At 37.1% G+C, this 26,421-nt stretch carries 17 protein-coding genes; 11 read left to right on the forward strand and 6 right to left on the reverse strand.

The features are described from left to right. Positions 1-426: 426 nt before the first annotated feature. From B5X53_RS17745 to B5X53_RS17760, 3 genes are all read left to right on the forward strand, one after another. Positions 427-2,061: a GH35 family beta-galactosidase gene (locus B5X53_RS17745; RefSeq protein WP_232764103.1), complete on the forward strand. Its 1,635-nt coding sequence runs from the start codon at positions 427-429 to the stop codon at positions 2,059-2,061. Positions 2,062-2,163: 102 nt separating this feature from the next. Then, positions 2,164-2,436, forward strand: coding sequence for a hypothetical protein (locus tag B5X53_RS17750; RefSeq protein ID WP_079714560.1), 273 nt, complete (start codon positions 2,164-2,166; stop codon positions 2,434-2,436). 632 nt (positions 2,437-3,068) lie between these two features. Further along, on the forward strand, positions 3,069-3,830 hold the full coding sequence (locus tag B5X53_RS17760; protein ID WP_079714562.1) for a DeoR/GlpR family DNA-binding transcription regulator: 762 nt from the start codon (positions 3,069-3,071) through the stop codon (positions 3,828-3,830). A 109-nt stretch (positions 3,831-3,939) separates the two neighbouring features. Here the strand turns inward: B5X53_RS17760 and B5X53_RS19415 are convergent, their stop codons facing one another. Beyond that, positions 3,940-4,218, reverse strand: a complete 279-nt coding sequence (locus B5X53_RS19415) for a hypothetical protein (RefSeq protein ID WP_232764102.1) — start codon at positions 4,216-4,218, stop codon at positions 3,940-3,942. 1,432 nt (positions 4,219-5,650) lie between these two features. On the opposite strand from B5X53_RS19415, the gene B5X53_RS17770 reads away from it, so the two are divergent. The 4 genes from B5X53_RS17770 (at position 5,651) to B5X53_RS17785 (ending at position 13,301) form a co-directional block, all read left to right on the forward strand. Further along, positions 5,651-8,923 carry a SusC/RagA family TonB-linked outer membrane protein gene (locus tag B5X53_RS17770; protein WP_079714563.1) on the forward strand — a complete coding sequence of 1,091 codons (3,273 nt, stop codon included), beginning with the start codon at positions 5,651-5,653 and terminating at the stop codon, positions 8,921-8,923. 53 nt (positions 8,924-8,976) lie between these two features. Further along, positions 8,977-10,734: a RagB/SusD family nutrient uptake outer membrane protein gene (locus tag B5X53_RS17775; RefSeq protein ID WP_232764101.1), complete on the forward strand. Its 1,758-nt coding sequence runs from the start codon at positions 8,977-8,979 to the stop codon at positions 10,732-10,734. Between the two features lie 152 nt (positions 10,735-10,886). After that, positions 10,887-12,239, forward strand: a complete 1,353-nt coding sequence (locus B5X53_RS17780; RefSeq protein WP_079714564.1) for a sulfatase family protein — start codon at positions 10,887-10,889, stop codon at positions 12,237-12,239. Between the two features lie 132 nt (positions 12,240-12,371). Continuing rightward, complete coding sequence (locus B5X53_RS17785) at positions 12,372-13,301, forward strand: glycerophosphodiester phosphodiesterase family protein (RefSeq protein WP_079714565.1); 930 nt, start codon at positions 12,372-12,374, stop codon at positions 13,299-13,301. A gap of 123 nt (positions 13,302-13,424) precedes the next feature. On the opposite strand, the gene B5X53_RS17790 is transcribed toward B5X53_RS17785, so the two are convergent. From B5X53_RS17790 to B5X53_RS17810, 5 genes are all read right to left on the reverse strand, one after another. Beyond that, on the reverse strand, positions 13,425-14,099 hold the full coding sequence (locus B5X53_RS17790; RefSeq protein WP_079714566.1) for a GDSL-type esterase/lipase family protein: 675 nt from the start codon (positions 14,097-14,099) through the stop codon (positions 13,425-13,427). A 125-nt stretch (positions 14,100-14,224) separates the two neighbouring features. Beyond that, positions 14,225-15,862 carry an alkaline phosphatase PafA gene (gene pafA / locus B5X53_RS17795; RefSeq protein ID WP_079714567.1) on the reverse strand — a complete coding sequence of 546 codons (1,638 nt, stop codon included), beginning with the start codon at positions 15,860-15,862 and terminating at the stop codon, positions 14,225-14,227. A gap of 34 nt (positions 15,863-15,896) precedes the next feature. Then, positions 15,897-16,631 (reverse strand): MIP/aquaporin family protein, encoded by a 735-nt coding sequence (locus B5X53_RS17800; protein WP_079714568.1) that lies wholly within the window; start codon positions 16,629-16,631, stop codon positions 15,897-15,899. Between the two features lie 6 nt (positions 16,632-16,637). After that, complete coding sequence (glpK, locus tag B5X53_RS17805; RefSeq protein WP_079714569.1) at positions 16,638-18,128, reverse strand: glycerol kinase GlpK; 1,491 nt, start codon at positions 18,126-18,128, stop codon at positions 16,638-16,640. A 2-nt stretch (positions 18,129-18,130) separates the two neighbouring features. Beyond that, positions 18,131-19,780, reverse strand: a complete 1,650-nt coding sequence (locus tag B5X53_RS17810; RefSeq protein WP_079714570.1) for a glycerol-3-phosphate dehydrogenase/oxidase — start codon at positions 19,778-19,780, stop codon at positions 18,131-18,133. A 364-nt stretch (positions 19,781-20,144) separates the two neighbouring features. On the opposite strand from B5X53_RS17810, the gene B5X53_RS17815 reads away from it, so the two are divergent. From B5X53_RS17815 to B5X53_RS17830, 4 genes are all read left to right on the forward strand, one after another. After that, the gene (locus tag B5X53_RS17815; protein ID WP_079714571.1) at positions 20,145-21,722 is read left to right on the forward strand and encodes a calcineurin-like phosphoesterase C-terminal domain-containing protein; all 1,578 of its coding nucleotides are present in this window, start codon (positions 20,145-20,147) and stop codon (positions 21,720-21,722) included. A gap of 222 nt (positions 21,723-21,944) precedes the next feature. Then, on the forward strand, positions 21,945-24,191 hold the full coding sequence (locus B5X53_RS17820) for a LamG domain-containing protein (protein WP_079714572.1): 2,247 nt from the start codon (positions 21,945-21,947) through the stop codon (positions 24,189-24,191). A 100-nt stretch (positions 24,192-24,291) separates the two neighbouring features. Next, on the forward strand, positions 24,292-25,638 hold the full coding sequence (locus B5X53_RS17825; RefSeq protein WP_079714573.1) for a Gfo/Idh/MocA family protein: 1,347 nt from the start codon (positions 24,292-24,294) through the stop codon (positions 25,636-25,638). Positions 25,639-25,655: 17 nt separating this feature from the next. Further along, positions 25,656-26,420: a 3-keto-disaccharide hydrolase gene (locus B5X53_RS17830; protein ID WP_079714574.1), complete on the forward strand. Its 765-nt coding sequence runs from the start codon at positions 25,656-25,658 to the stop codon at positions 26,418-26,420. Position 26,421 lies beyond the last annotated feature (1 nt).

Raw genomic sequence — 26,421 nt, forward strand, 5'->3', positions numbered from 1 at the left:
ATCAAGCTTGGCCTGAACAAGTGGAAAGCGTGGGAATATGCCAACACGAGGAAAAGCTACTGGCATACAGCTAACAGCTTTATCCTCAAAAGGACTATTACCATCCACAGACTGAGACAGGCTGGTTACACTTCTCTTCTGGACTATTACCTTAAAGTTAGAACGTAAATTAGGGAACCGCCCAGTACGGAACCGTATGCTGGGTGGTGTGGGAGGACAGGTAGGGAAATAATCCTTACCTTTCTACCCGATCCTAAAATTCTGGTAAAATCTAAAACGGATCAAGCCTAATTGTTGTGTTTACGCAAAAGGTGAGATGTTAGGAGTTCAGTTCAATTGCTTTAAGATAACTCTTTTATTGTTTTAAAATATTAGATTAGTAGAATTATTAAAAAAGTTTACACAATTGTATGAATGACGTGTTCTATGAAAATAATTTTATTCCTCACCCTATTTACAATATTTTTTGTTTCAAATTTAGTTGCGCAGGAAGAAATTCCTCACTTACAACAGGTAGGAAATAAATACCAGTTGGTGGTTGATGGCAAACCCTATATTCTGGTAGCAGGAGAGCTTGGGAATTCCACAGCCAGTACTATGAAATCTATGGAACCCGTTTGGCCACGGCTTAAAGAGCTGAATCTTAATACAGTTTTACTTCCTATTTATTGGGAGTTATTTGAACCTGAAGAAGGAAAATTTGATTACAAACTAATAGAGGATTTAATTCTGGAAGCACGTAAGAATGATCTTAAACTAGTAGTCCTTTGGTTTGGCTCGTATAAAAATAGTATGTCCAGTCATGTGCCATCCTGGGTGAAGTTAAACCAAAAGCGATTTCCCCGGGCTGTAAGTAAAGAAGGGCAAAGCCAGGAGATTCTCTCAGCTTTTTCAGAAAATAATATAAAGGCAGATTTGAATGCTTACCAACATCTTCTTAGATATATTAAAAAAATTGATGGCTCCCATCATACAGTTATCCTTATGCAACCTGAAAATGAAATAGGGATGTTGCCATCGGCTAGAGACTATCACCCTCTCGCAAATCAAAAGTTTAAGGAAGAAGTCCCCAAAGAGCTAATGGATTATATAATTAATAACGAACAGAATTTAAACCCTGAATTTTCTAAAATTTGGAAGGATAATGGAGCCAAAGAGCAAGGCAGTTGGGAAGAAGTTTTTGGAAAGGGACTTCATACAGATGAAATTTTTATGGCTTATTATTTTTCGCGTTTTGCTGATGAGGTGGCTGAAGCAGGAAAAAAAGAATACCCATTACCCGCTTATGTCAACGCCGCACTCAATCGTCCGGATGTAAAACCGGGAGATTACCCAAGCGGAGGTCCGCTTCCACATATCCTTGATGTCTGGAAAGCAGGATCTCCTAATATTGATTTTTATTCCCCCGATTTCTATAATCCCCGATTCAAGCATTGGAATGATTTATATGAAAGACAGGGAAATCCATTATTCATACCGGAACATGATTTTGATAATACAGTAGCAGCAAAAGCTCTGTACGCTATTGGACACTATGAGGCGCTTGGATTTGCTCCTTTTTCCATAGAACAATTATCCGAAGAACCCTTAACACCAAAAGAACAGAAATTAGCTGAGGTGTATGAAATAATTCACCAAATCAAACCCATTTTAGATGCTAACAGAGGGCAAAATCAAATAGAAGGAGTTTTGTTGGATAAGGAAGTAAATGAAAAGACATTCACCTTGGGCGACTATGAGTTCACAGCAGAACATACCTTTAATTTAGGATGGGAGCCCAATTCGGGTGGAGATATTTGGGAACCATCGGCAGCAATTATTGTTCAAACAGCCGAAAATGAGTTTTATTATGCGGGATATGGGGTTTCTCTAAAAATGACAAACCTAAAAAAACCTAATTCCCAAGTAGGAATTTTAAAAACAGATCGTGGTTATTTCCGTGATGGGAAATGGAATGTTTTTCAGCATTTAAACGGAGACCAAACACATCAAGGAAGGCACATTCGTTCTTTTATTGATGATGTTTCTATACAGAGGTTTACTTTATATGAATACAATTAAACCAAGCCCTGTCTCGAAAATTAAACAATGTTCCTGCTGAATGCCTCGTGAGCTTGCTCCGAGGTAGTTTACTAAAAGATTTATTTTTTATAATTGGTATATTTGACATCAAAGTGTTATAATTTTCCTTTTTGGCTACTCACTGTATATGAGATATACCTATTTCTTCTTTTTGCCCTCATCTTTGGGGCTTCATCATTTTCGCAGACCGAAGAGCAATTATCTCAATTAGCTTTTGATGATATTAGGGATTCTATTCGTAAGGACAGGTTTTCTGATAGGACTAAAGCAATCAACGCTGCGGAAGCATATATTCTAAGGGGAAAAAGAGAGAATGACAAAACCGAAGAATGGTTAGGGAAGCCATTGCACTAATTTATGTTCGATTCAGATTGTATGAGGATGCCAATAAGCAATCTGAAAAAACCCTTGAATTTGCTCAAAATAACAGCCTTCCTGAGCTCGAGATGAGATCACTCTCTTTACTTGAAGACCTGCAGCAAGCGGTAACGACAGATAAGCGGCTTCTCTATGATAGTAAATTGTTAGAATTAGCAGAAGTCAATAATGATTAGCAATATAGAAAAACGGCGCTTAACAAATAGCTGCTGTCCAGGATTTAAGCGGCAATACAGAAAAGGCTATAAACACTTACAAGAAATCATTGCTACACTACCAAAACAAACCTCTCGATTCCAATTTTACTCAAATAAATAAGAATAGCAGTATTGTTTCACAATATAGCAATTTGGCAATTGCGCACTTAAAATTAAAACACCTGGATTCTGCAAAATTATATGGTGCATACATTAAAAAGTTTAAGGAAAAACAACTGGATTCTTGCTATTCAGCCTATACTTATACGATTGATGGCAGGATTTATCAGGGGCAGCTAAGATTTAACCATTACCGTCAATGGTAAAATAGTATAAAAATATATTCAATTTTGAGAGTCCAACGAAAATATCGTATTTTGCTACTATTAACTTTAGTATACACGCAACTCAATGGGGACAGTAGATAGGCATCAAATAATTATTGAAAAAATTAATAAAGATGGACAAGTAAAGGTTCAGGACTTATGTGATGAATTTGATGTATCTTCTGTAACAGTGCGTAAGGATTTAAAATTCCTGGAAGAAAAGGGGTTACTTTATAGAATGCATGGTGGTGCAACACATACTAACCCGTATACAACGGATAGACATGTGAATGAAAAAGAGAAAATTCACCTTCCTGAAAAAATGGGAATTGGGGAAATAGCAGCGAAGATGGTTACTGCAAATGATTCTATCCTAATCGCTTCCGGTACTACAGTTCTGTCTTTAGCTAAAAACATTAAACCTCTTGAAAATTTAACTGTTATAACCCCGGCACTAAATGTAGCCCTTGAATTAAATCAACATAAAGAAATTGAAGTAATTCAATTAGGTGGTATACTTCGTAAACGTTCCTCTTCAGTGACCGGTTTATATGCTGAGAATAATCTTTCTGATTTTTCGTGTTCAAAATTATTTCTAGGTGTGGATGGTATTGACCTGGAGTTTGGACTTACCACGGCTAATATGATGGAAGCGCGGCTTAATAGGGAAATGATAAAAGTCTCTCAAAAAACAATTGTTCTTGCTGATTCTACCAAGTTCGGAAAACGAGGATTTGGCAGGATCTGTGGATTTGATAGTATCGATGAAATTATAACCGATACCGGGATCTCTAAATTCACAAGAGAGGCACTAGAGGAACACGGAATAAAGATTACAATTGTTTAATTTTAAGGTGAAGGAAATTTTTTGAGGTTCTTCCGTATTTAATCAGCTACTTACGTTATAGTTTATTTCCCATTTGTGATAGGCATAGAATTTTACCCCTCTAATTAACCTAGAGGTTGAAATCAATTTGAAGTCTATATAGCGTTCGGTCGGTAAGACTATTTTCCATATCGTTTAAACTAATATCAGTTTGAATTTTTAGTTTATGTTTTTTAAAATATTTGGATAGTCCTAATGTATATTGATTCTCGATGTGGTTTGGAAACTCGAATTTTCGGTCAATGTGGGTTGTGCGTCCTACAAATTCGTAATTATTGTCAAGTAGGTAGCCAATTTGAAAGTTAATACCAATGCCCTCGTTTATTATGGCACCGGGTAGGTGTTCCATCAGAGTTTAGAGCTATTGGATTTTCTTCTATCCTATTTGCATATTCACCCATAATGGATAAGTCTTTATATTAAACATTGCATCAACAAAATAGGTATTTATATCTGTCTAGTGGAATCCAAAGTCTATACGCATATAGTTACCCATATTGGAACGATTTCTTACCGCATTAATATTGTGGTCAAATGTAAATCTTCTTGCAAGTGTTTTGATTTATATCGATCTAAATCCGCTTATTCATAAGCGTTAAAATTCCCGAAGGAAAATAATTCTAGCCGTCCCTTATATTGATAGCCTCCCAGGTTCCCGGATATTATATTTCGCCCTTCACCCTGAGAAAAACTTAAAACTTTTTTAATTAAGAATTTTTCTTCCAAATTGAGGGGAGCGTACAATTGGACTCCAATATCTCGATCTATATTAAATCGACTATTTAAAAGCGATCGATCTACTAATTGTAAATCTCCCGAAGGAATAACCCTCTCCCTGTTTCCTGGAAGTTTAGTCTGTCCAGTCCAAAAAACGAAATTTTAAAAATTCCACTTTAGAACGGTATCCAGAATATATCGGGGGAGCATTTCCAGTAAATTCATTGGAGCCTGAAATGTCTCGATTAGATAGTCCGAGTTCCAATTTATATTCAAGTTTTAGAGTATAAGCAAAACCCTTGAACTTCAATCTTGCTCTTCTAATGAGGAAGTTGGTTTCTCCTGAGGGGTAGGTATCATCTTCCGGAAAAACCCATTGAGAGGAATATAAGGTTCGAAACCTAGAAGCAAATTTCAGACGGTAAGACTATCTTTCGCAACTCTGTTAATAAGTTCGGTTCCGAAAGTGTTATGCCAGATATTCCAAGAAGACATAAAAGAAATACCCAAAAGCACCTTTTTTTTACTTTCATTTTAATAAGGAAGCAACTATTTTTTAATTAGAATTATAGACTTATAACTAGTTTAACTGGCGTTTGTAATATTATTCTACTACTCTCAATCCCCTCTGCCTCTCGCCATAACTTCAAAACTAGTCCATTCAATTAGGCATAATATTGAAAACCTTTTCAGGATCTTTAAGTTTTGTTAAAGAATTTTCTGTTTTCTAACTATTTGGAATGGTTTCTATATTCATTCTATTATATTCTTAACAGTAAAACGCTATCAAAAATAACAAATGAAAATATAAATAGAAGTTTTTATGGTTTTAAATTGTTTTCTTTTGTTTTTATTTTTTACATTTGATTATGTTAACCTAATGTGAATTAATGATTTAGTTCGGCAATTTCTCTATTGACTATATCGTTTTCGTCCGCTGTGCCGGGTCTTAGACAAGATTTAGCTAACATAAAATTAATGGAAGGACAACTTTTAATCAGAGGAAGAACTGAAAACTAAATAAAATATTTGCAAACCTAACTTTGAAATTTAATCCAAAAATTATGAAAAAAATTTTACAACGATTAATGTTATTAACCTTCGTTCTTGGCGGTTGGGTTATACATGCCCAGGAAAGACAGGTTTCTGGCGTGGTGGCTGATGAAATTGGTATGCCAATACCTGGGGTTACTGTCCAGGAGAAAGGGACGTCCAACGGAACCGTTACAGATTTTGACGGGGAATTTTTACTCTCAGTTTCGGATAGCAATAATACTGTTTTGGTCTTTTCCTTTTTAGGCTATGAATCGAAAGAAGTTACTATTGCATCTCAAACAACATTTAATATTACCCTGGAGGAAGATTCAGAAAGTTTAGATGAGGTGGTAGTTGTGGGTTATGGTACACAAAGGGAAGAGAACCTCGTTGGTTCCGTTAGTACCGCAGATCTGGGTAACATCGAAGCGCGCCCTTCAGCCGATATTGCCAGTTCTCTGCAAGGAGCAGTGCCGGGACTAAATATTCGTTCGGCCTCCGGTGGTGATCCCTCAACAACTCCAGAGATCAATATTCGAGGTTTTAATTCCATAAATGGTGGCTCTCCGCTTATTATAATTGATGGGATAGAAGGTGATCTCGCTAATATAAATCCCAATGATATTGAAAGTGTCACAGTATTAAAAGATGCAGGTGCAGCGGCAATATATGGAGCCAGGGGATCCTTTGGGGTTGTCTTAATAACTACCAAATCAGGTAAGGAAGGTGAGTTCAATGTGGAGTACTCCAATAATATCGGCTTTACAACAAATACTACCCGAACGGATTTTGTGACTAACCCCTATACCTATGCGAAATGGGTAGATGAAGCTATAGGTTCATACCATAGTGGCTGTTACGTTTGTTATGAAGATGAAGACTGGGAAATTGCCCAACAAGTGGGTAATGGTGAACGTGAACCTTTTTATGAACAACAACCTGACGGAACCTATAAATTCTTTGGAAACACTGATTTTTATGATGTTTTATTTAAAGATCGAAGATCGCATCAAATAAATAATATATCTGTATCAGGGGGTTCCGAGAAATTAAGGGGGGTAATTTCTGGAAGAACATATGAAAGAGAAAAAATTCAAAATATCCAGGATGCTGAAATGAAACGATACAATCTCCAACTTAAACTGACTGCTAATCCTTATGAATGGTTGGAATTAAATGCTTTAAGTAGGTTTAGCAGTAGGTACGATGAACAGTATGCCGGAACCAAAAATGGTTGGGGTGATGAATTTGGGGTTAGTAAATGGCGAGACCTTTTTCCTAATCATCCCGCTTTTGTCGATGGATATGGTGTAAGTGTAGGCCGTACCGGAAACGGATATGTTGGTCGACTAGGAGCCTTAAAAGAAGGCGCAGCTCATCGTCAATGGACATATGAAAATCAAACGAACACCCTGGGTGCTGAAATAAAGCCGCTCAAAGGTTTAGTGTTAAATATGAATTATAACTATAGCATTGACAGAACAGATAGAACATTTTCTTATAAACCTTTTAGTTACCTATCAGGAAATAAACTAGAATTATTAGAAAACGAAGGCCTTAATCGGCATAATGAATATCGTTGGAAAGATTATTATACTGCGATAAATATTTACGGAACCTATACCACGGAAATCGCAGATAAACATAATTTTAAAGTAATGCTCGGTTTTAACCAGGAAGAGTTTGACCGGGATAGAGTGGGAATGAGAATTGAGGATTTACTCACCAGGGATAAGGCTAATATAGCTTTTGGAACCGAAATGTTAGATATGGAAGGTTCTACCCTGGAGTGGGCTATTCAAGGGTATTTTGGTCGTTTTAACTATGATTACGACGGTAAGTACCTTTTGGAAATTAATGCTCGCTACGACGGGTCATCACGTTTTCCTGAAGAAAACAGATGGGGGTTATTTCCATCTATTGCCGGGGGATGGATCATCGATAAGGAAGACTTTTGGACGCCCTCTTTGGAAAGTGTAATTTCTTCTTTAAAGCTAAAAGCCTCTTATGGTAAATTGGGAAATCAAAGTGTAGGTGTAAATACCTTTAGGCAGTTAATTGGAATGGGTAGAACAAACTGGCTATTTGATGGTGAACAGAGTAACTATGCCAGGGTACCTTCTCCATTGCCGGCTAATATTGGCTGGGAAAAAATAACTTCCACAAATGTTGGTCTAAATATGGGATTCTTTGAGGATAAATTAACTACCTCGCTTGAAGTATACGAACGTAATACACGGGATATGTATTTGCCTGGTCAACCGCTTCCTGCAGTTTTTGGTGCATCAGAGCCTAGAAGAAATTATGCAGCTATGCGAAATAGAGGTTTTGAAGTAACTTTAGGCTATAATGATGAATTTATGGTTTTAGGTTCTGAATTATCTTTTAGTGCTCAAGCAAATGTGTCCAATAACAGGGCAGAAATAACAAAATTTGATAACCCAAATGGGTTATTAAGTACTTTTTATGAAGGGCAGCAAGTAGGTGAAATATGGGGATATCGTATCGATGGCCAGTTTCAGTCAGATGAGGAAGCTGCAGCTTTTCAAAGTGAATACGGAAGAGATAACCTGTTTAGAGTTTATAGGGGAATTCTGGATTACGGATCAAATAGTGACTGGAATCTCTTAAGAGGAGGAGACCTTAGGTATGTAGATGTTGATGGTGATGGAAGTATAGATAATGGAAATAATACCCTGGAAGACCATGGGGATTTGGTACCAATTGGAAATGCATTGCCGCAATTTCCATTTGGTTTTAATATAAGTGCAACCTGGAAAAATATTGACCTTAGCGTTATTGGTCAAGGGGTTGCAAAACAAGATTGGTACCCTAACGGGCCATTGTACTGGGCAACTTTTCACAGACCTTATACATCTTTTATCAGAAAAGATCTATTGGATCAGGTATGGGATCCTGCACATCCAAACGATCCAAATAGAATCTACCCACAAAGGCAAAGAGCATATAATGCTTTAAGTAACGGTCGTATGTCTTATAATTATAACGATCATTTTTTAACCAATATTGGTTATTTAAGAATTAAAAACCTAACCCTTGGATACACCATTCCACCAACTTTTACTAAAAAGGTCAATATAAAGAGGCTAAGAGTTTTTCTTAGTGGAGAAAATATTTTCACGTGGAGTTTTGGAGGTTTAACGAAATACCTGGACCCGGAAGAGGTGGGAGCCCACGTAAGTTATTCCAATCCAAATAGTGTTAGTGGAAGATCGGCAACGGATACCCAATTGTATCCAATGGGTAAAACCTTTTCGGCAGGTCTACAAATCAACTTATAATTTTCCCTTTGAAATAAAAGGTTATCAAAATATAAAAATTAACAATATTCAAAATGAAAAAAATAGATATACAGAAAAAGATGATTCGTGTATCCTCGTTAGTGGCTTTATCGCTTTTATTGATAAGTTGTGATGCCGATATACTAGACCAGCCACCAGGGGATGCAGTGACTTCAGATGAATTTTTCAATACGGGGGCGGACCTGGAAGCATATACTAATGACTTATATGATGTTTTGCCAACTACATCCGTATATATGGACGATTCAGATTCAGATAATATTTTAGGTGTAAGTGCAGGAGATAGACTTAGAGGAACACGACGAGTACCTACCGACCGAGGTAGCGGAGGATGGTCCTGGGGTTATTTGCGTAGGATTAATTATTTTCTTGAAAATTACAATAGGGTAGATGATGTCGAAGCTACGGCAAAGTATTCGGGAATTGCAAAATTCTTCAGGGCTTACTTTTATTTCGAAAAAGTACAACGATTTGGAGATGTGCCTTGGTATGGGGAGGTAATCAACCAGGATGACGAGGAATTATTATCAAAAGCCAGGGATTCACGAGAATTGGTAATGGATTCTATTATGGCTGATATTGATTATGCCATTGAAAATATACCGGCTGAGAAAGAATTAAACCGGATAACCAAATACACTGCACTTATATTAAAGGCTCGTATCGCTCTCTTTGAAGGAACATATAGGAAATATCACGGATTGGATGATTATGAGAGATTTTTAGAAGAAGCAATATCAGCGGCAGAGCAGTTGATGGATTCAGGGGCATATGAACTTTATACTAGTGGTGGGGAGGACCAGGCATACCAGGAACTATTCGCAATGGAGGATCAGAATATGACTGAAACTATTTTAGCGGTGGATTTCGAATTTGGATTAAGAACACATGATCTAGCATACCGAATGACAGCGCCTACCCAGGGAAGATGGGGCTTGTCAAAAGACCTGGTGAATAGTTATTTAATGACTGATGGTACGCCCTTTACTGATCAATCTGGTTATGAAACCATGGAATTTTATGAAGAGATGCAAAATCGCGATCCCCGATTGACCCAGACTACAGCGGGACCTAACTTTTCCACGTATGGTTCTGATGAACCTGAACCAGTCAATTTGGATATAACACGGACGGGTTACCGGGTAATAAAAGCCCTTCCTCCAAAAGGACCGCAATGGGGGTCCGGTGGATCATTTAATGACGTAATACTTTTCCGATATGCTGAAGCCTTGTTGATCTATGCTGAAGCAAAAGCAGAGCTCGGCACGTTAACCCAGGGGGATCTTGATATTTCAATTAATAAATTGAGAGATCGGGTAGGGTTACCACATTTAAATATGGCAGAGGCTAATGCCAATCCTGATCCTTATCAGGGTAGCCTTTATGAGAAAGTAGAAGGACCAAATAAAGGGGTGATACTGGAAATTCGCCGCGAACGAAGAGTAGAGATGGTTAATGAAGGTTTGCGTTGGGATGATCTTATGAGATGGAAAGAAGGTCAAATAATTGAAGACCCCATTGAAGGAATATACTTTTCAGAACTTGGGGCTCATGACTTTGATAATGATGGTAATTATGATGTGTATGTTCACGATGGAGACGCTTCCGGCGCGCCAGATGAGGTAACCACCACCATAAACATTAGTGAAAGACAACTTACAAATGGTACATCTGGAAATTTACTGTTATTTGAAGGTGGAAATTTTGATGAAACCAGGGATTATCTTTATCCCTTACCACTGGAAGATTTAGAACTGAATGAAAATTTAGAGCAGAACCCAGGTTGGTAAGAATAGTTATCATTCAAGAAAATGAAATTTTACCATTTGAACAGATCTATTATTATAAATGATTAGCCAAAACCTGCCGTTTGTTTCTCGGCAGGTTTAATTTAATTAGGGAAGTTCGGCATGCGAGACATATACTTTAAAACCAATAATGAATGACAATTTTCAAAAAAATACTTTTGCTTCTCATAGGAATTACTGGGCCATCTTTTGGACAGGAAAGACCCCCGAATATAATTGTAATATTTGTAGACGACCTGGGTTATGGAGACCTCAGTTCTTTTGGTCACCCCACCATTCAAACGCCTTATATCGACCAAATGGCGCAGGAAGGTGCTAAGTTGTCCCAATTTTATGTTGGGGCTAGTATATGCACACCTAGTAGAGCAGCCTTATTAACCGGGAGGTTACCTATTCGCAGCGGCATGGCTGGTTCAAAAAACAGTGGAAACGTTCTTTATCCAAGGTCTACAGGAGGTTTACCCCAATCTGAAAAAACTATAGCAGAAGCAGTTAAAGAGCAAGGATATACTACCGCAATAGTTGGAAAGTGGCATTTAGGGCATTTACCCGAGTTTCTACCACTAAATCACGGATTTGATTACTATTTTGGAATTCCTTACTCTAATGATATGCTCCCTCCCCGTTATAAAAAAGCGCCTAAATTACCACTTTATGAGAATAAAGAGATTATAGAAAACGACCCTAACCAGAAACTCTTAACTAAAAGGTATACTGAAAAAGTGGTTGATTTTATAAAAGCTAACAAGGATAATCCTTTCTTTTTGTACTATCCGAATAACTTTCCTCATACCCCATTACATGTTTCAGATGATTTTGAAAATAGAAGTAAAAGGGGATTATATGGAGATGTAGTAGAGGAAATCGACTGGAGCGTAGGAGAAATACTAAAAACTCTGAAGGAATTAAATATCGACGAAAACACTTTAGTGGTTTTTACCAGTGATAACGGTCCCTGGCTTAAAAGAGGAAAAAACGGAGGCTCTGCCGGGCTACTTTATGAAGGCAAAGCTTCTACTTACGAAGGTGGGTTTCGAGTGCCTGCCGTTGTACGATGGCCAGGAAAGATTCCGGCAAATCAAACCTTTGATGCAATAACGAATGCGATGGACCTGTATCCAACGATTTTAAAACTTGTGGGGTCACCTTTGCCTGAGGATCGTACTCTGGATGGTGTAGACCTTATGCCATTATTGAGCGGAGAAGAAAAGAAGGCCAATGACGTTGTTTATTATTATTTAAGAGATGAGTTATATGCAATTAGAAAGGGTAGCTGGAAAGCTCATTTTATAACTAAGCCTTCCTATTCAAAGGAGAAGCCAAAAGTTCACAAAACTCCTAAATTGTTTAATATTGATGTCGATCCTTCGGAAAAATATGAAATTGGAGAACATCACCCTGAAATCATTGAAGAAATAAAAGATATCTATAAAGAACATCAAAAGACTATAGAACCGGTTAAATCCCAATTAGATTTAGGGTATTAAACGTGTAGAATTAAACCTTATAACTATTAACAAAATAACCTTAATATTCAATTCAGGAAAATTCTTTTAATTAGCTGCATTTGTCAGTATATGGAGTTGACGAGTTTATATTAACCAAAATTCAAATAAAAAATGAAAGTTATTAGATTACTATTATGTTCGATTCTTATCGCTTCATTCAGCTGTAAGAATAACGCTGAAAACAACCAGGATCACAGCCCGGAAAAGGATAATCCAGCGACCGGAAAAGTACAGGTCCAAGGGCATAGAGGGGATCGGGGTAATTTACCTGAGAATTCCATACCTGCTTTTTTAAGTGCAGTAGAGAAAGGTGCAGACGTTCTTGAATTGGATGTTGTGGTCTCTCAGGATAAAAAAATTGTTGTTTCTCATGAACCTGTTATGTTAGCTTTGTATATGCTAACCCCGGATGGAGATAGTATCGCTAAAGAAAATGAGAAAGATTATAATCTTTATAAAATGGATTATGATAGTATCCGGAAATTCGACAGTGGTTCGAGAAAAAACCGATTATTCCCAGATCAAAAATCTCAAAAAACGTATAAACCTTTATTAAGTGAGGTAATCGATACGGTGGAAAATTATATTCAGGTCAATGATTTAGATGAGGTTAAATATAATATTGAAATTAAATCTTCCGAAAGGAATTATGGAATTTTTCAGCCGGAACCAGATGAGTTTGTTGACCTGGTGATGAATATAGTTGTAGAAAAAGGCATTAAAGATAAGGTTAACCTTCAGTCATTCGATGTTCATATTTTACAAATTTTAAATGAGAAATATCCTGATACCGAAGTTGCGTATTTGGTCTCAAAGGAAGGTATAGATAAGAATTTAGAGAAACTTGAATTCGTTCCCGATATTTACAGCCCTAATTATAAGCTACTAAAGAGTAAGGAAGTTGTAGATTCTATTAAAGAACGTAATATGGTTTTAATTCCATGGACAGTAAATGAAGAGGAAGATATAAATAGGATGTTGGAACTGGAAGTGGATGGTATTATTACTGATTATCCAGAAAGAGTACTGAATAAAATATAGGTTTTGGTTTAACCTCTTACTCATCCAATATAATAACTAAGAGAGGGTTTGAGCCCTCTCTTTTTTATTCCAGAATAAGTTTTATAAATATTCTATGGTATTTATAGCACCTTTAAATAATGCTTACTTTAAGTAGGGTTTAAGAAGCTCAGCCCAGGTTTGATAGGCCAGTGCATTTAAGTGCAAACCTTCCTCGGTAAACTTCCTGCTTAGGCGATTTTCTTCGTCCAGGAAATGTGGATGAATATCAATAAAGTTAACATTATTGGTCTTCGATAAGTTTTTCAATTCTTTATTTATGGCCAGTATATGTTCATCTTTGTTATAATGATTTTTATATCTGGTGAAGGTATTGTTAACCGGCAGAATACTTTGGATAAATACTTCTGTATTAGGGCACCCTTTTTTAATCCTCCTGATTATTTTTTCATAGTTCGAAATAATCAACTCATCAGGATAATTTCTCGCAATATCATTAATACCTATAAGAATAAAGACCTTTGAAGGGTCGCCTTCAATAACTTCATCCAGTCTTTCCAAAATTCCGAAGGTGGTGTCTCCAGAAATTCCACGATTTCTCGCATTAGGTAATCCAAGTAATTCATTCCAGTTAGTCCCTGCGGTAATACTATTGCCAAGGAATATTATATCCTGTTTAGAATCAGGGTATCCTTGAAATTGATTTACCTGGATGTGGTAATTTCGCGGTCGATGCAAACTGTCCACCTCAATGCTTTGGGAAACCAGGGAGGTGGTAGTAATTAGTAGAATTGCAAGTAAAAAGTTTGTAGGTTTCATTGCTCTTTTTAAATGTAAATTTAATTTTTGTGGGACTGTCTTTCTCTTTCCTCAACTTCTCCCTCTAATACATTTCTTGTTGCAATATATTTTCGAGAGTATTATTTCCATCGATATATTTAAACTTATTGATCCAACATCATATGTAAAGGTGCTCCGCTAGCTCCGTTGGGAAAAGCAATATTCAATAGGCTGGCGACAGTTGGTGTAATATCAGGTATTTCAGAGCGCTCTGTGGTACTTCCGGGCTTTACTCCTGCGCCAAAAAAGATAAGTGGAGCATGAGTATCGTAAGTAAGTCCACTGCCATGTGTAGACCCGGTTTTAGAATATACGATAGTAGCAGGATTCAAAACAAAAACGACGTCCCCGCTGCGTTTTTGATTAAAACCGTTTTGAATTAATTCCCTAATACCACTATTAAAGTTAGCGCTATTAAGTTGACTGCGAGTGATTACCTTATCAACCTGGGTCTGTTGAATACAATAAAAAGCCACGGAGTTTTCCAGCTCTTTAATACTGATATTAGCCTCTCTGAGCTTGTCATAATTAAAAAAGATCTGGTTATTGGAAATATTCTGAATTAAGTCTTCTGCGCTGAACTCATTTAAGACATATTCTTCCAGGGCTTTTGTAAATTGTATGTCATCAAAATATCCTCCTGGAATTTTAACCGATTGTAAATAGGATGGCACATCTACAGCCCCGTGGTCAGCGGTAAGGAATATAGTGTAATCTCCTTTACCCACATAGTTATCGAGGAATTCTAATAGTTCTGCTATATTTTTGTCCAAACGTAAATAGGTATCTTCAACCTCTTTGGAGTTTACACCAAAATTATGTCCAACATAGTCTGTGCTGGAAAAGCTTAATGTTAAAAAATCAGTGATGTTATCCTGTCCCAGCTTTTCTCCTTTCAAAGCGGCCAGTGCAAAATCAGTGGTTAAATCGTTTCCATAAGGTGTGGAGCTAATAATTCCGAAATTTCCATTTAGACTGCTTAGAGCATTTAAATCGTAAGGAAACGTAGTTTTTTCTTTCCCTTCAAATCCACCTTCAAAATTGTTTTCATCTATTCCACTTGCTGTATACGTTCCGATATCGTAAAGTGTATTCCATTCTTTTAAATAAGATTCAACCTTACCCGAATCGTTGAAGTCCTGGACCCATTTTGGTAAATCATCTCTATAGAACGAACTTGTAATAAACTTTCCTTCGGTTCCTCCATGAAACCAATAGGCCGCATTTGCTGTATGCCCCGCGGGTAAAATTGAGCCGCGATCTTTTAATGCTACCCCTATAGTTTTACCCTTCATTTGGGTATGCAGTCTGTTTTGATCGGTTATAGTGGTGGTTTTCAATAATACTGGAGACATTTTACCGGCCGCGGATTCGGTTCCAATAGGAGAGACTGAATCATCATCAGTACAATATACAGATTCTCCCTTTACCTTATCAAACCAATTATTACCAATAATACCGTGGTTCATTGGGGTGGTTCCTGTCCACACCGAAGCATGACCTGGCCCGGTATACGTAGGCACGTAGTTAAAATGGTGATTTCTAAAATTAAACCCTTCATTTACCAGGCGTTTAAATCCGTCGTCTTCAAACCGGTCCCAGAAACGAGTAAGGTAATCGTATCGCATTTGGTCTACCACAATCCCGACGACAAGCTTTGGTTTTTGTTGATCTTGTTGCTGTTGAGCATAGTTATTTGAGAAAAATAGAAGACAAAAAATTAAAAGATATTTAGCATTCATGGAAAGGGGTTTAAATAGAATTTCAGGGAATTTTTTAATTGTTTAAAAGAAGGTAAATGACCGCTGCTATTGTAGCGCCAATTAAAGGACCTGCAATTGGAACCCAGGAGTAACTCCAATCACTTTTACATTTATTTTTTATAGGAACGAGGGAATGAATAATCCTGGGGCCTAAATCTCTGGCAGGATTGATTGCATATCCGGTAGTACCTCCTAAAGAAAGACCTATGGCCCATACTAAAAAAGCTACTGGAATTGCACCCAAAGAGCCCATACCTATTGGGGTTTCACTTTCATTTCCCATCACGGGATTTGTAACATAGAAAATCACGAATATTAAGGTAAAAGTTCCAATGATCTCACTCAGTAAATTGGAAAATTTATTTCGTATAGCCGGGGCTGTACTGAAGGCTGCTAAATGAAGTGCGGAATTGGTGGTACAATTAAAATGTTCTCTATAGATGGCCCAAACCAAAAAGCTTCCAGCCATTGCACCTAACATCTGTGCACCTATAAATATGGGGACTTTTGTCCAGGGAAACTCCCCTGCTATGGATAATCCTAAAGTTACTGCGGGATTAATATGTGCTCCACTATATGGTGCGGCAATCACTACACCTGTAAACACAGCCAGGGCCCATCCGGTGGTAATTACTATCCAGCCTCCATTATTTCCTTTCGTTCCTTTTAAAACAACGTTGGCAACCACACCATTCCCCATTAATATCAAAAACATGGTACCGATAAACTCAGCGGTAAATTCATTCATAATATCTTAGTTTTTAGACCAACAATTAGTAGTATTTATAGCGCGCTGCCAACCCTCCAGCATTTCCTGCACCGGAATTTTATCATTCGGGTTAAAACTTTCCATGACTTTCCATTTTGATTTTATTTCATCAATATCTTTCCATATCCCCGCACCTAAACCAGCTAAGTAGGCGGCTCCCAAAGCGGTAGTTTCCGTAATTTCTGGACGTAAAATACGCGTATTCAAAATGTCAGCCTGGATTTGCATCAAAAGGGAGTTCACCGTGGCTCCTCCATCTACTCTTAATTCCTTAATATTGATTCCGCTATCAGCCTCCATGGCTTTTACTACATCATAGGTTTGATAAGCTATGCTTTCCAATGCCGCCCTTGCAATATGACTTTGGTTACTTCCCCTTGTAATCCCAACAATAGTACCCCTGGCGTGCTGATTCCAATGAGGAGCGCCTAAACCTGCAAATGCGGGTACAAGATATAGACCATCTGTAGATTCTACTTTCGCAGCCAATGTTTCTATCTCTGAAGCGGATGAAATCAATCCCATTCCATCGCGTAACCATTGTACTACCGCCCCGGCAATAAAAATACTGCCTTCAAAAGCATAATTCACTTCATCACCTATTTTCCAGGCAATAGTTGTGATTAGCTTATTTTTTGAAATTATTGGCTGATCCCCTATATTCATTAAAAGAAAACATCCCGTACCATAGGTGTTTTTTGCCATTCCTTTATCGGTACACATTTGCCCAAATAAAGCTGCATGTTGATCCCCGGCAATTCCGGTAATTGGAATCTTTTTTGAAAAAATCTCCCCGGATGTCATAGAAAGCTCTCCGCTTGAATCACAAACCCTGGGAAGCATACTTTCTGGAATTTTAAATAATTCTAATAATTCTTTATCCCATTCTAAAGTATGGATATTAAAAAGCAAAGTTCGGGAGGCATTTGTTACATCAGTTATATGGTCTTTACCATTACTTAAATTCCAAACCAGCCAGGAGTCAATAGTTCCCAATGCCAGTTTTCCTGCTTTGGCCTTCTCTTTAGCTCCTAAAACGTTTTCGAGTATCCATCTGACTTTGGTAGCCAGAAAATAAGCATCTAAAACTAAACCGGTTTTCTCTCGTATCATCTCCTCGTGCCCTTCTTTTTTTAAAAAATCACAATAGTCGGAGGTTCTTCGATCCTGCCAAACAATGGCGTTATATATCGGCTCTCCTGTTTCACGATCCCATACAACAGTGGTTTCTCTCTGGTTGGTTATCCCGATAGCTTGAATATCATCTGACTTAAGTTTAGCTTTGGAAACAACTTCAGCCGCTACACTGATCTGTGAAGACCAAATTTCACCCGGATCATGTTCCACCCACCCAGGTTTAGGAAATATTTGTTTGAATTCTTTCTGCGCAACGGAGACCGGGTTCCCATTCTTGTTGAATATAATAGCTCTGGAGCTTGTGGTTCCCTGATCAAATGATAGTATATATTTTTCCATATTTATTTGCTTTCTATTTCTTCGGATTTTCTAGTGACTGGGTTATAGGGTTCGGGTATATATTTTTGTGCCATTTTTATGAATTTTTTTATTTGAAGATCCTGCCAGTTGGAATCTTTACCTAAAACATCAGCCATAATTTTTGCCGTATCTTCCGCTGCATCAATAGCTGCTCTGGCATTCAAAAACAGCAAACGAGTTCTTCTGGCTAAAAAATCTTCTATGGTTCTAGCCATCTCATTCTTCGCGGCCCATACCACTTCTGCTTTCAAAATTGGAAATTCCGGATGAAGTTGTTCCTGTAACCTTGGTTCCTCCTCGGCCAATTTCATAATTAAATTGGCATCACTACCGTAAATATCCAAATGATTTCCGGTTACTTTCTCGGTAGCCCCATGGATTTTTAAGTGATCCGTTTTACTCGGGGATTTACTTAAGTTTCCGGTTTCAATAGCGAAATCTACAGTGTCTTCAGCCATTTTACGATAGGTGGTCCATTTTCCTCCCGTAATGGTTATAAGGTTGGATCTGGAAACCGTCAGTTTATGATCCCTTGAAATTTCTTTGGTGCCTTTATCTTTATCCTTATTTGGCTGCACTAATGGTCTAAGCCCTGCAAAAACACTTAAAATATCTTTTTTTGATGGTTTCCTGGTAAGGTATTCCTCAAGATTATTCAATATGAAATCTATTTCGCTATCAAGCGCACTAGGTTCCAGTAGGTGCTGTTCTACCGGAGTATCGGTGGTACCTACAAGAAGATGTTCGTGCCAGGGGAGTGCAAATAGTACTCTTCCATCTGAAGTTGAAGGAATCATAAGCGCATGATCGCTTTTCATAAAGGATTTATCTAAAACTAAGTGGATGCCCTGGCTTGCCTTAACTAATGGGATTTTTGAAGAATCGTTCAACTTAAGAATATTATCTACAAACACCCCGGTAGCATTTATGACAACTTTCGATTTAAAATTATGCAAATTACCGCTTTCGATATCTTTTGCTTTTACCCCGGTAATTTTTTTGTTTTCATCCTTACATAGTTCGGTTACTTCAAAGTAATTAAGGAGATGTGCTCCTTGTTCTGCGGCGCTTTGAGCTAAATTAATAGCTAAGCGGGTATCATCAAACTGACCGTCGTAATAAAGAACACCTCCATTAAGATTTTTTGTTTTAATATTGGGTAAATGGCTTAAAGTCTCTTCTTTATTTAAGAATTTGGTTTTTTGAAACCTTAAATTTTTCGCCATCCAATCATAAATCTTCAAGCCAATGCCATAATAGTATTTATCCCAGGCTTTATAGCTTGGGATTATAAAAGGCAGCATTTTTACTAAATGAGGTGCATTATTAATCAATAGCCCTCTCTCTTTCAATGCATCCATAACCAGACCTAAATTTCCCTGCGCAAGATATCTTACTCCTCCATGGACCAGCTTTGTACTTCTACTCGACGTTCCATTAGCAAAGTCTGCCTGTTCTAGAAGTAAGGTTTTAAGGCCTCTTGAACTAGCGTCCAGGGCGGTCCCCAGTCCTGTAGCCCCTCCGCCAATAATTATAACATCCCAAATCTCAGAAGGGTCTAATTTAGTAAGTATGTGATCTCTTTTAAAAGAATCATTCTCCGAATTCTCACGACTATTTATTTTTTTCATTCTGTTTTTACTAATATTCTGTTTCAAATATATTATCAAAATGAAACTAAAACAAACAAAAAGTAATTTTTTATACTTATTTTTGATTTTAAATTATTTTGTTTGTTTATTTGAAGTGTCAATAATTTGCCAAATAGACCTAATAAAGTATACCGTGATACGGTTAAAAAATGAATCATATTGTATCACTGGAGAATACCTTACCCTTATGACACCCCCTGAGATCTTCTAAGCTGGCATTATAAGGGAAAAGGAAATTATATATCTATGATGTAGTTTCATTTGAAGATATAACCTTTTGATTACGTTATGTAAATAATAGCTTTCAATTTAAAACTGAAATTTACACCTCAAATAATTTAGCATGAAGAAAATCAACTTTATTACTTTTTTATTAATTGTTATCCCTGGGTTTGTAATTGCCCAAAACGCCACAGGCACGATCTTCGAAGATAAAAACGGTAACGGAAGGCAAGATTCCAATGAATCAGGAATTCCAAATGTTGCCGTAACCAATGGAGAAGATGTAGTACTTACAGATCAAAAAGGAGAATATCAATTGCCGAAGTCCGATGCCTTTATTATTTCAGTAATAAAACCATCTGGCTATAAATATCCGGTAGATGAAAATAACTTACCCCTCTTTTATTATAACCATAAACCTAAAGGTTCTCCAGATCTCAAATATACCGGAGTTGAAGTTACAGGTGATTTACCCCGAGAATTAAATTTTCCTTTACTTAAAAACAACGAAGAAAAAGAAAATTTTTCGGCCTTAATATTTGGTGATCCGCAGGTTTACAATGAAGATCAGGTAAGTTATTTTCAAAAAGGGATGGTTTCCCGGGTAAAGAAAAATAAAGATATATTATTTGGAATTTCGCTGGGGGATCTGGTAGGGAATGATTTAGCCCTATTTGATCCATATATCCAGGTAATGAAAGACTTAAAATTGCCCTGGTATAACGTATTGGGTAATCATGATCTTAATTTTGATGTAGATAAGGATAAGTATAGTGATGAAACTTTTGAAAAGTATTTCGGACCTCCTAATTATGCTTTTAATTATGGTAAGGTTCATTTTATTGTGTTAGATGATATTTTATATCCGGATCCACGTGATAATAAAGGATATTGGGGAGGTTTTAGAGAAGACCAGCTTAACTTTATTGAAAACGATTTAAAACACGTGCCAAAAGATCACCTGATTGTTCTTTCATTTCATATCCCTCTTAGTGAGCCTAATGGAGACGCTTTTAGAGATGAGGATAGGCAAAGACTTTTTGAGATTTTAAAAGATTTTCCAAATACCCTTTCCCTCTCGGCGCATACCCACATTCAGAAACAAGATTTCTTCAAAAAAGAAGACGGCTGGCTAGGGGAACAGCCTCATCATCATTTTAATGTGGGAACAACCAGTGGAGACTGGTATTCCGGAAGGCTTAATGAGACTGGTATTCCAATTTCGACTATGCGCGATGGTACACCTAAAGGGTACGCAGTCCTAAATTTTGAAGATAATAACTACACCATAGATTACCAGGTAGTAGGAGAGTCCGAGGATTATAGAATGCAAATATTTTCACCTAAAGTAGTAGCTAAGGATCAAAATACCAAAGCAGGTATTTATGTTAATTATTTTATGGGAAGCGAAGAAGATAAAGTGGAGTACCGAATTGATGAAGGTTCATGGTCAACTATGAAATATGTAGAGGATTATGATCCCTCCTATGTAGCTATGGTTTATGAATGGGATTTAACCGAAGAACTGTTTTCCGGTAGACGACCATCTAATCCAATTAAAAGTAAACATCTGTGGCGAGCTAATATCCCAACGAAATTAGCCGAAGGAGTTCATACCATTGAAGTAAGAGTGGAAGATATGTTTGGAAGAATATTTACTGATACTCACGAGTATAGAATTGTTTCTCCAGATCAATAGTGGAATAAATTCACAAAATTTTTTAAGCTGAATTCTAAATTTAAAAAATGCCCATCCTAACGCGATGAGCATTTTCTTTTTACTTAAGGAATTAAATTTTGTTTGTTAGGTGTTAGAGACTACGGATTTATAAACGAAATGGCAGGTGCATCAGTTTGTCGAACCAAAACTCTGGGTTTTTTTACTAACTTTCTCCCACTTTAAACCTCTGTTAAAAAACCTATGAAGAGATTCTTCATTTTAGTTGCTATTTTATGGAGTGTTTGCAGCTTGGGGCAAAACAAACACCCTGATTCCTTGTGGCTTTCAAAATCAGAAAGTTCTGATTTATCAGGTGATCTGAAAAAAGGATATAATGCTTTTTTTATTGAATCCCTACCTGATTTTGAAAACAAATTTGATAGTCTAAACCCATTGCTTCCTTCCGGAAAGCAGGTTCTTTTTATCCCTAATTTTAATCCGAAAGGATTAAAGAACATTTTCCCTGATTCCTTAAAAATATCCAGTAAACTTTTTGAAAACTCAAAAAAGATAAAGCTGTTCAATGTAGAGAAGAAACGATTTAATCATATCATATATCAACCTGATTCCCTTAGAGATTTAAGACTTTGTAAAGAATTTAACCTTGTTAATACAGACAGTTTAAAAAGTAAAAAAGAAATCGATTTTTTTCTACAAAATCTATTGTATACAAAGGGAGTGGTCCCAGATCTTATTGTTTCTCCTTTTGTATCAGATATCACATATTTAAAAAAGCAGTACTATAAAGAGCCTGTATATAGGGCGGAGGTTAGTTATAATAATGAAGAATTAAAAAATGTAAGATGGAAAGAATTCCCTCACCTGGAAACCTGTGGTATTTTCAGGACTAGTGATTCGACTTTATCGCCCCAAAAAAGGGGATTTATGTTTTCTCCTGATATTTATAATTTTACAGATAAAAATACAAGAATCTCCGGCCCTAAGACATTTCGGGCTATAAAATATGAACTGGAGGAGAGGTTAAGGTACTCCTTACCCCTGGAGGATGAAATTGTTAATCTAGTAAATCAGGCTGACAAAAGTACTCCAACAGATATAGAGTTCGTGAAGGATATATACCGAGATAAAAGCGTTAGTATTTTTAACGGTACCTCGAGTTACATCGATATTAGAAGTAAACCGGAGGAGTGGTTGGAGGAAATAAGCATTAGCGCCTGGGTGAAACCCGATGAGGTAGATGGAAGTTTTAGTTTAATTGGAAAAGGGGAAGCCTTCTCAGCTAAAATTTATTTTGGCAGACTACAATTTACTACCACCGGCATTAAGGATCACACAACCTCGAAACGAGTAATCGAAAAAGGGGAGTGGAGTCATGTGGCCTTTGTATATGTACCAAAACAAAAACTTTATTTTTATGTAGACGGGAACTTAGTAGAAGAGATAGCTGCTTCGGATATTCGACAGACTGATCATGCTTTACTTATTGGGACAAATCTCTGGGGTCAGTATTATTCAGGTTTAATGAGCGATTTGAAAATATGGGATCGGGCTTTAAGTGATGATGAGATCAAAAGCGTTTTTATAGATAAACCTAATGAGGGTCATGATGTTTTCTCTTCCGGTAAATGGCTGTATTTCACAGGTCTTATTATGATTCTGGCAATATCGGCATTCTTCATTTACCAAAGAAAACCTAAAAAACCAAAAGAGGCCCCAACTCCGGTTGAAACCCTTCAACCTTCAGTTATAAAGGAAAATGTCAAACAAAACGGCATTAACTTATTAAATGGTTTTAAAATTTGGAACAAGAAAGGAGAAGATATTACCTCGAAATTACCACCAAAACGTAGAGAACTGTTGATCCTGGTTTTGCTATTTACTTTGAGAGATGGAGGTATTACTTCTAAAAAGCTAAGTGATATCCTGTGGCCAGGTTTTCCATCTGAAAATAAAAAAAATAACAGAAGTACTCAAATAAAAGAATTACGAAAAACACTGGGAGAGCAGCTTGATGCTGAAATTGTATTTGAGGATAAGAAATGGCAGCTTCAAATCTCAGAAACCGGCAGGGTAGATCTCTTTATCTTAAACACTATACTACCGGATTTTTGGTCTTCTGAAAAGAAAATTCTTTCTGAATTGCAAGCTATTGAATTTGCCGGAATTGTTTCAAAAGGACCTCTGCTTCCCCAGGTTGAGGTAGAATGGCTTGATGCTATTAAAGCTGAATATAATTCCAGAGTTTTGGACTTATTAACTCCTTTTCTTGAAAACAAAGATTTAAATAGCACGCAGAAAATTGAAATTATCGAAGCTATTTTGGTGGTCGACCCTTTATTTGAACCAGCTGTTAGGAAAAAGGTGTCCTGTTTATTACAACAGGAAAAATATGGTTCTGCAAAAAAAACAGTTGAAAACTATAAAAAACTTTACGAAAGCTACTATAATGAGACTATTGACCCGGAATTTATGAAATTAGTTAAATAAATCCGAAAATTCTTGGTTTATTACCCCGTTTGTTACCCCTAATATTACGTCCTCCCTAGTTAGATTTACGCAGTTAAAAATTTAAATCTATCTAATAACTATGGAGAATAACAGACGTTCCTTTATAAAAAAATTGGGGGTAGCGGGAGCAACTGCCGCAATAATACCTTCAGTTTTTGCCTCAGAAGGGAAACCTTTAAATTTTCTTAACAGAATCGAAACTAAAAGAAATAGCAAACCAATAGCTATAGCGCTTATTGGGGCTGGGGGTATGGGGGTTGCTGATACCAAAACAGCCTTAGAACATGATAATATAAATTTACTTGCAGTTTGCGATTTGTATGATGGTCGATTGGAAGAATCAAAAAAACGATGGGGTAATAACTTATTTCTTACTAAAAAGTATGAAGACATACTAAAGCGTGGCGATATAGATGCAGTAATAATAGGTACCCCAGATCACTGGCATAAAAAGATTAGTCTTGATGCTTTAAAAGCTGGCAAGCATGTGTATTGTGAAAAACCAATGATTCATTCTGTTGAGGAAGGTCACGAAATCGTTAAAGCTTGGAAAAAATCAGGAAAAGTTTATATGGTAGGCAGCCAGGGGCTCTCTTCTCTTGGTAATGAGAAAGCCAAACAATTATTGGAGGAAGGTGCTATAGGTGAAATTAATTATGCAGAAGGATTTTGGGCAAGAAATTCTCCTTTAGGTGCATGGCAATATCCTATTCCCAATGACGCATCTCCTCAAACAGTAGACTGGAAGAAGTTTGTTGAACCTACCACTAAAAGGCCCTTTGATGAAGATCGGTTTTTCAGGTGGAGGAATTATACGGATTATGGTACTGGTATGTCAGGAGATTTGTTTGTTCACCTTTTTTCTAGTCTTCATTTTATTACAAATTCCCTTGGGCCTACTAAAGTAGCGGCTACCGGTGGACTAAGGTACTGGCATGATGGTAGGGAAGTTCCAGATGTACTTTTGGGAATGTTTGATTATCCTGATACGGAAAGCCATTCTGCATTCAATCTTTCATTGCGTTGTAATTTCGTTGACGGGACCAGTGGAAGTACCTACCTAAAAATTGTGGGTAGTAAAGGTTCTATGGAGGTTACCTGGGATGATGTGTTGCTCAAACAAAATACTGCATCCAATGACAATGATCCTTTTACGGAAGAGAAAGCTTCCGAAGAAAGTATGACCCGTAGCGACCGAAAAAAGATCTTACCTCCGTCAGATACTTTCTACGAAGCTGAACGTGGATATAAGGGAGCTCACTACGATCACTTCGCTAATTTTTTCCACGCCATTAGAACAGGTGGAACTGTGGTAGAGGATCCGGTGTTCGGATTTAGAGCTGCCGCACCTGCCTTATTATGTAACGACAGTTATCGTCAAAATAAATTTATTCAGTGGGATCCAGAACAAATGAAAATAGTATAACCATATAAAGTATAAAGATGAAAAAATTAATAGTAAGTGTATTGACTGTAGCAAGCCTGATGGCCTGTAAAAATGATGGTAAAAACCCAGATAAGGAAGCCGAAATAAAAGAAAAAGATAATGCAGAATCTATAACGGGTAATGAAAAAGACGAAGAGTGGCAATATCTTTTTGATGGTGAAAGTGCTGAGGGCTGGCGTGGTTATAATGAAAAGAATGCAGATGCCCTTCCTGAGGGATGGATTGTGGAGGACGGCACTTTGAAATCATTGGGAGAAGGTGGTGATATTGGTGGTGATATCGTATATGGAGAAGAGGAGTTTGACAATTTTGAACTTTACCTGGAATGGAAAATATCACCGGAAGGTAATAGCGGGGTTTTCTACCACGTAATTGAAGACGAAGCCTATGACTCCCCGTATTTTGCAGCGCCCGAGTATCAAATAATTGATCAGAAAGGTTTCCCTCAGGAATTACAAGCCTGGCAATCTATTGGGGCAGATTACGGAATGTATGACCCTGAATATGATGAAGATGATCTTAAAGAAGTGGGAGAATGGAATACCACCAGAATCAGGTTTACTGAAGATAAAGTTACTTATTGGCTAAATGGTGAAAAAACTGTAGAATTTGAACCCTGGTCAGAAGAATGGAAGCAAAAAAAGAAGGAAGGAAAATGGAAAGATTTTCCTGATTACGGTAAGGCTAAATCCGGTCTTATTGGCTTACAGGATCACGGAAGTTATACCTGGTTCAGAAATATAAAGATTAAAAAGCTTTAGA

This window comes from Salegentibacter salinarum (genome assembly GCF_900168115.1).
GTDB classification, from domain to species: domain Bacteria; phylum Bacteroidota; class Bacteroidia; order Flavobacteriales; family Flavobacteriaceae; genus Salegentibacter; species Salegentibacter salinarum.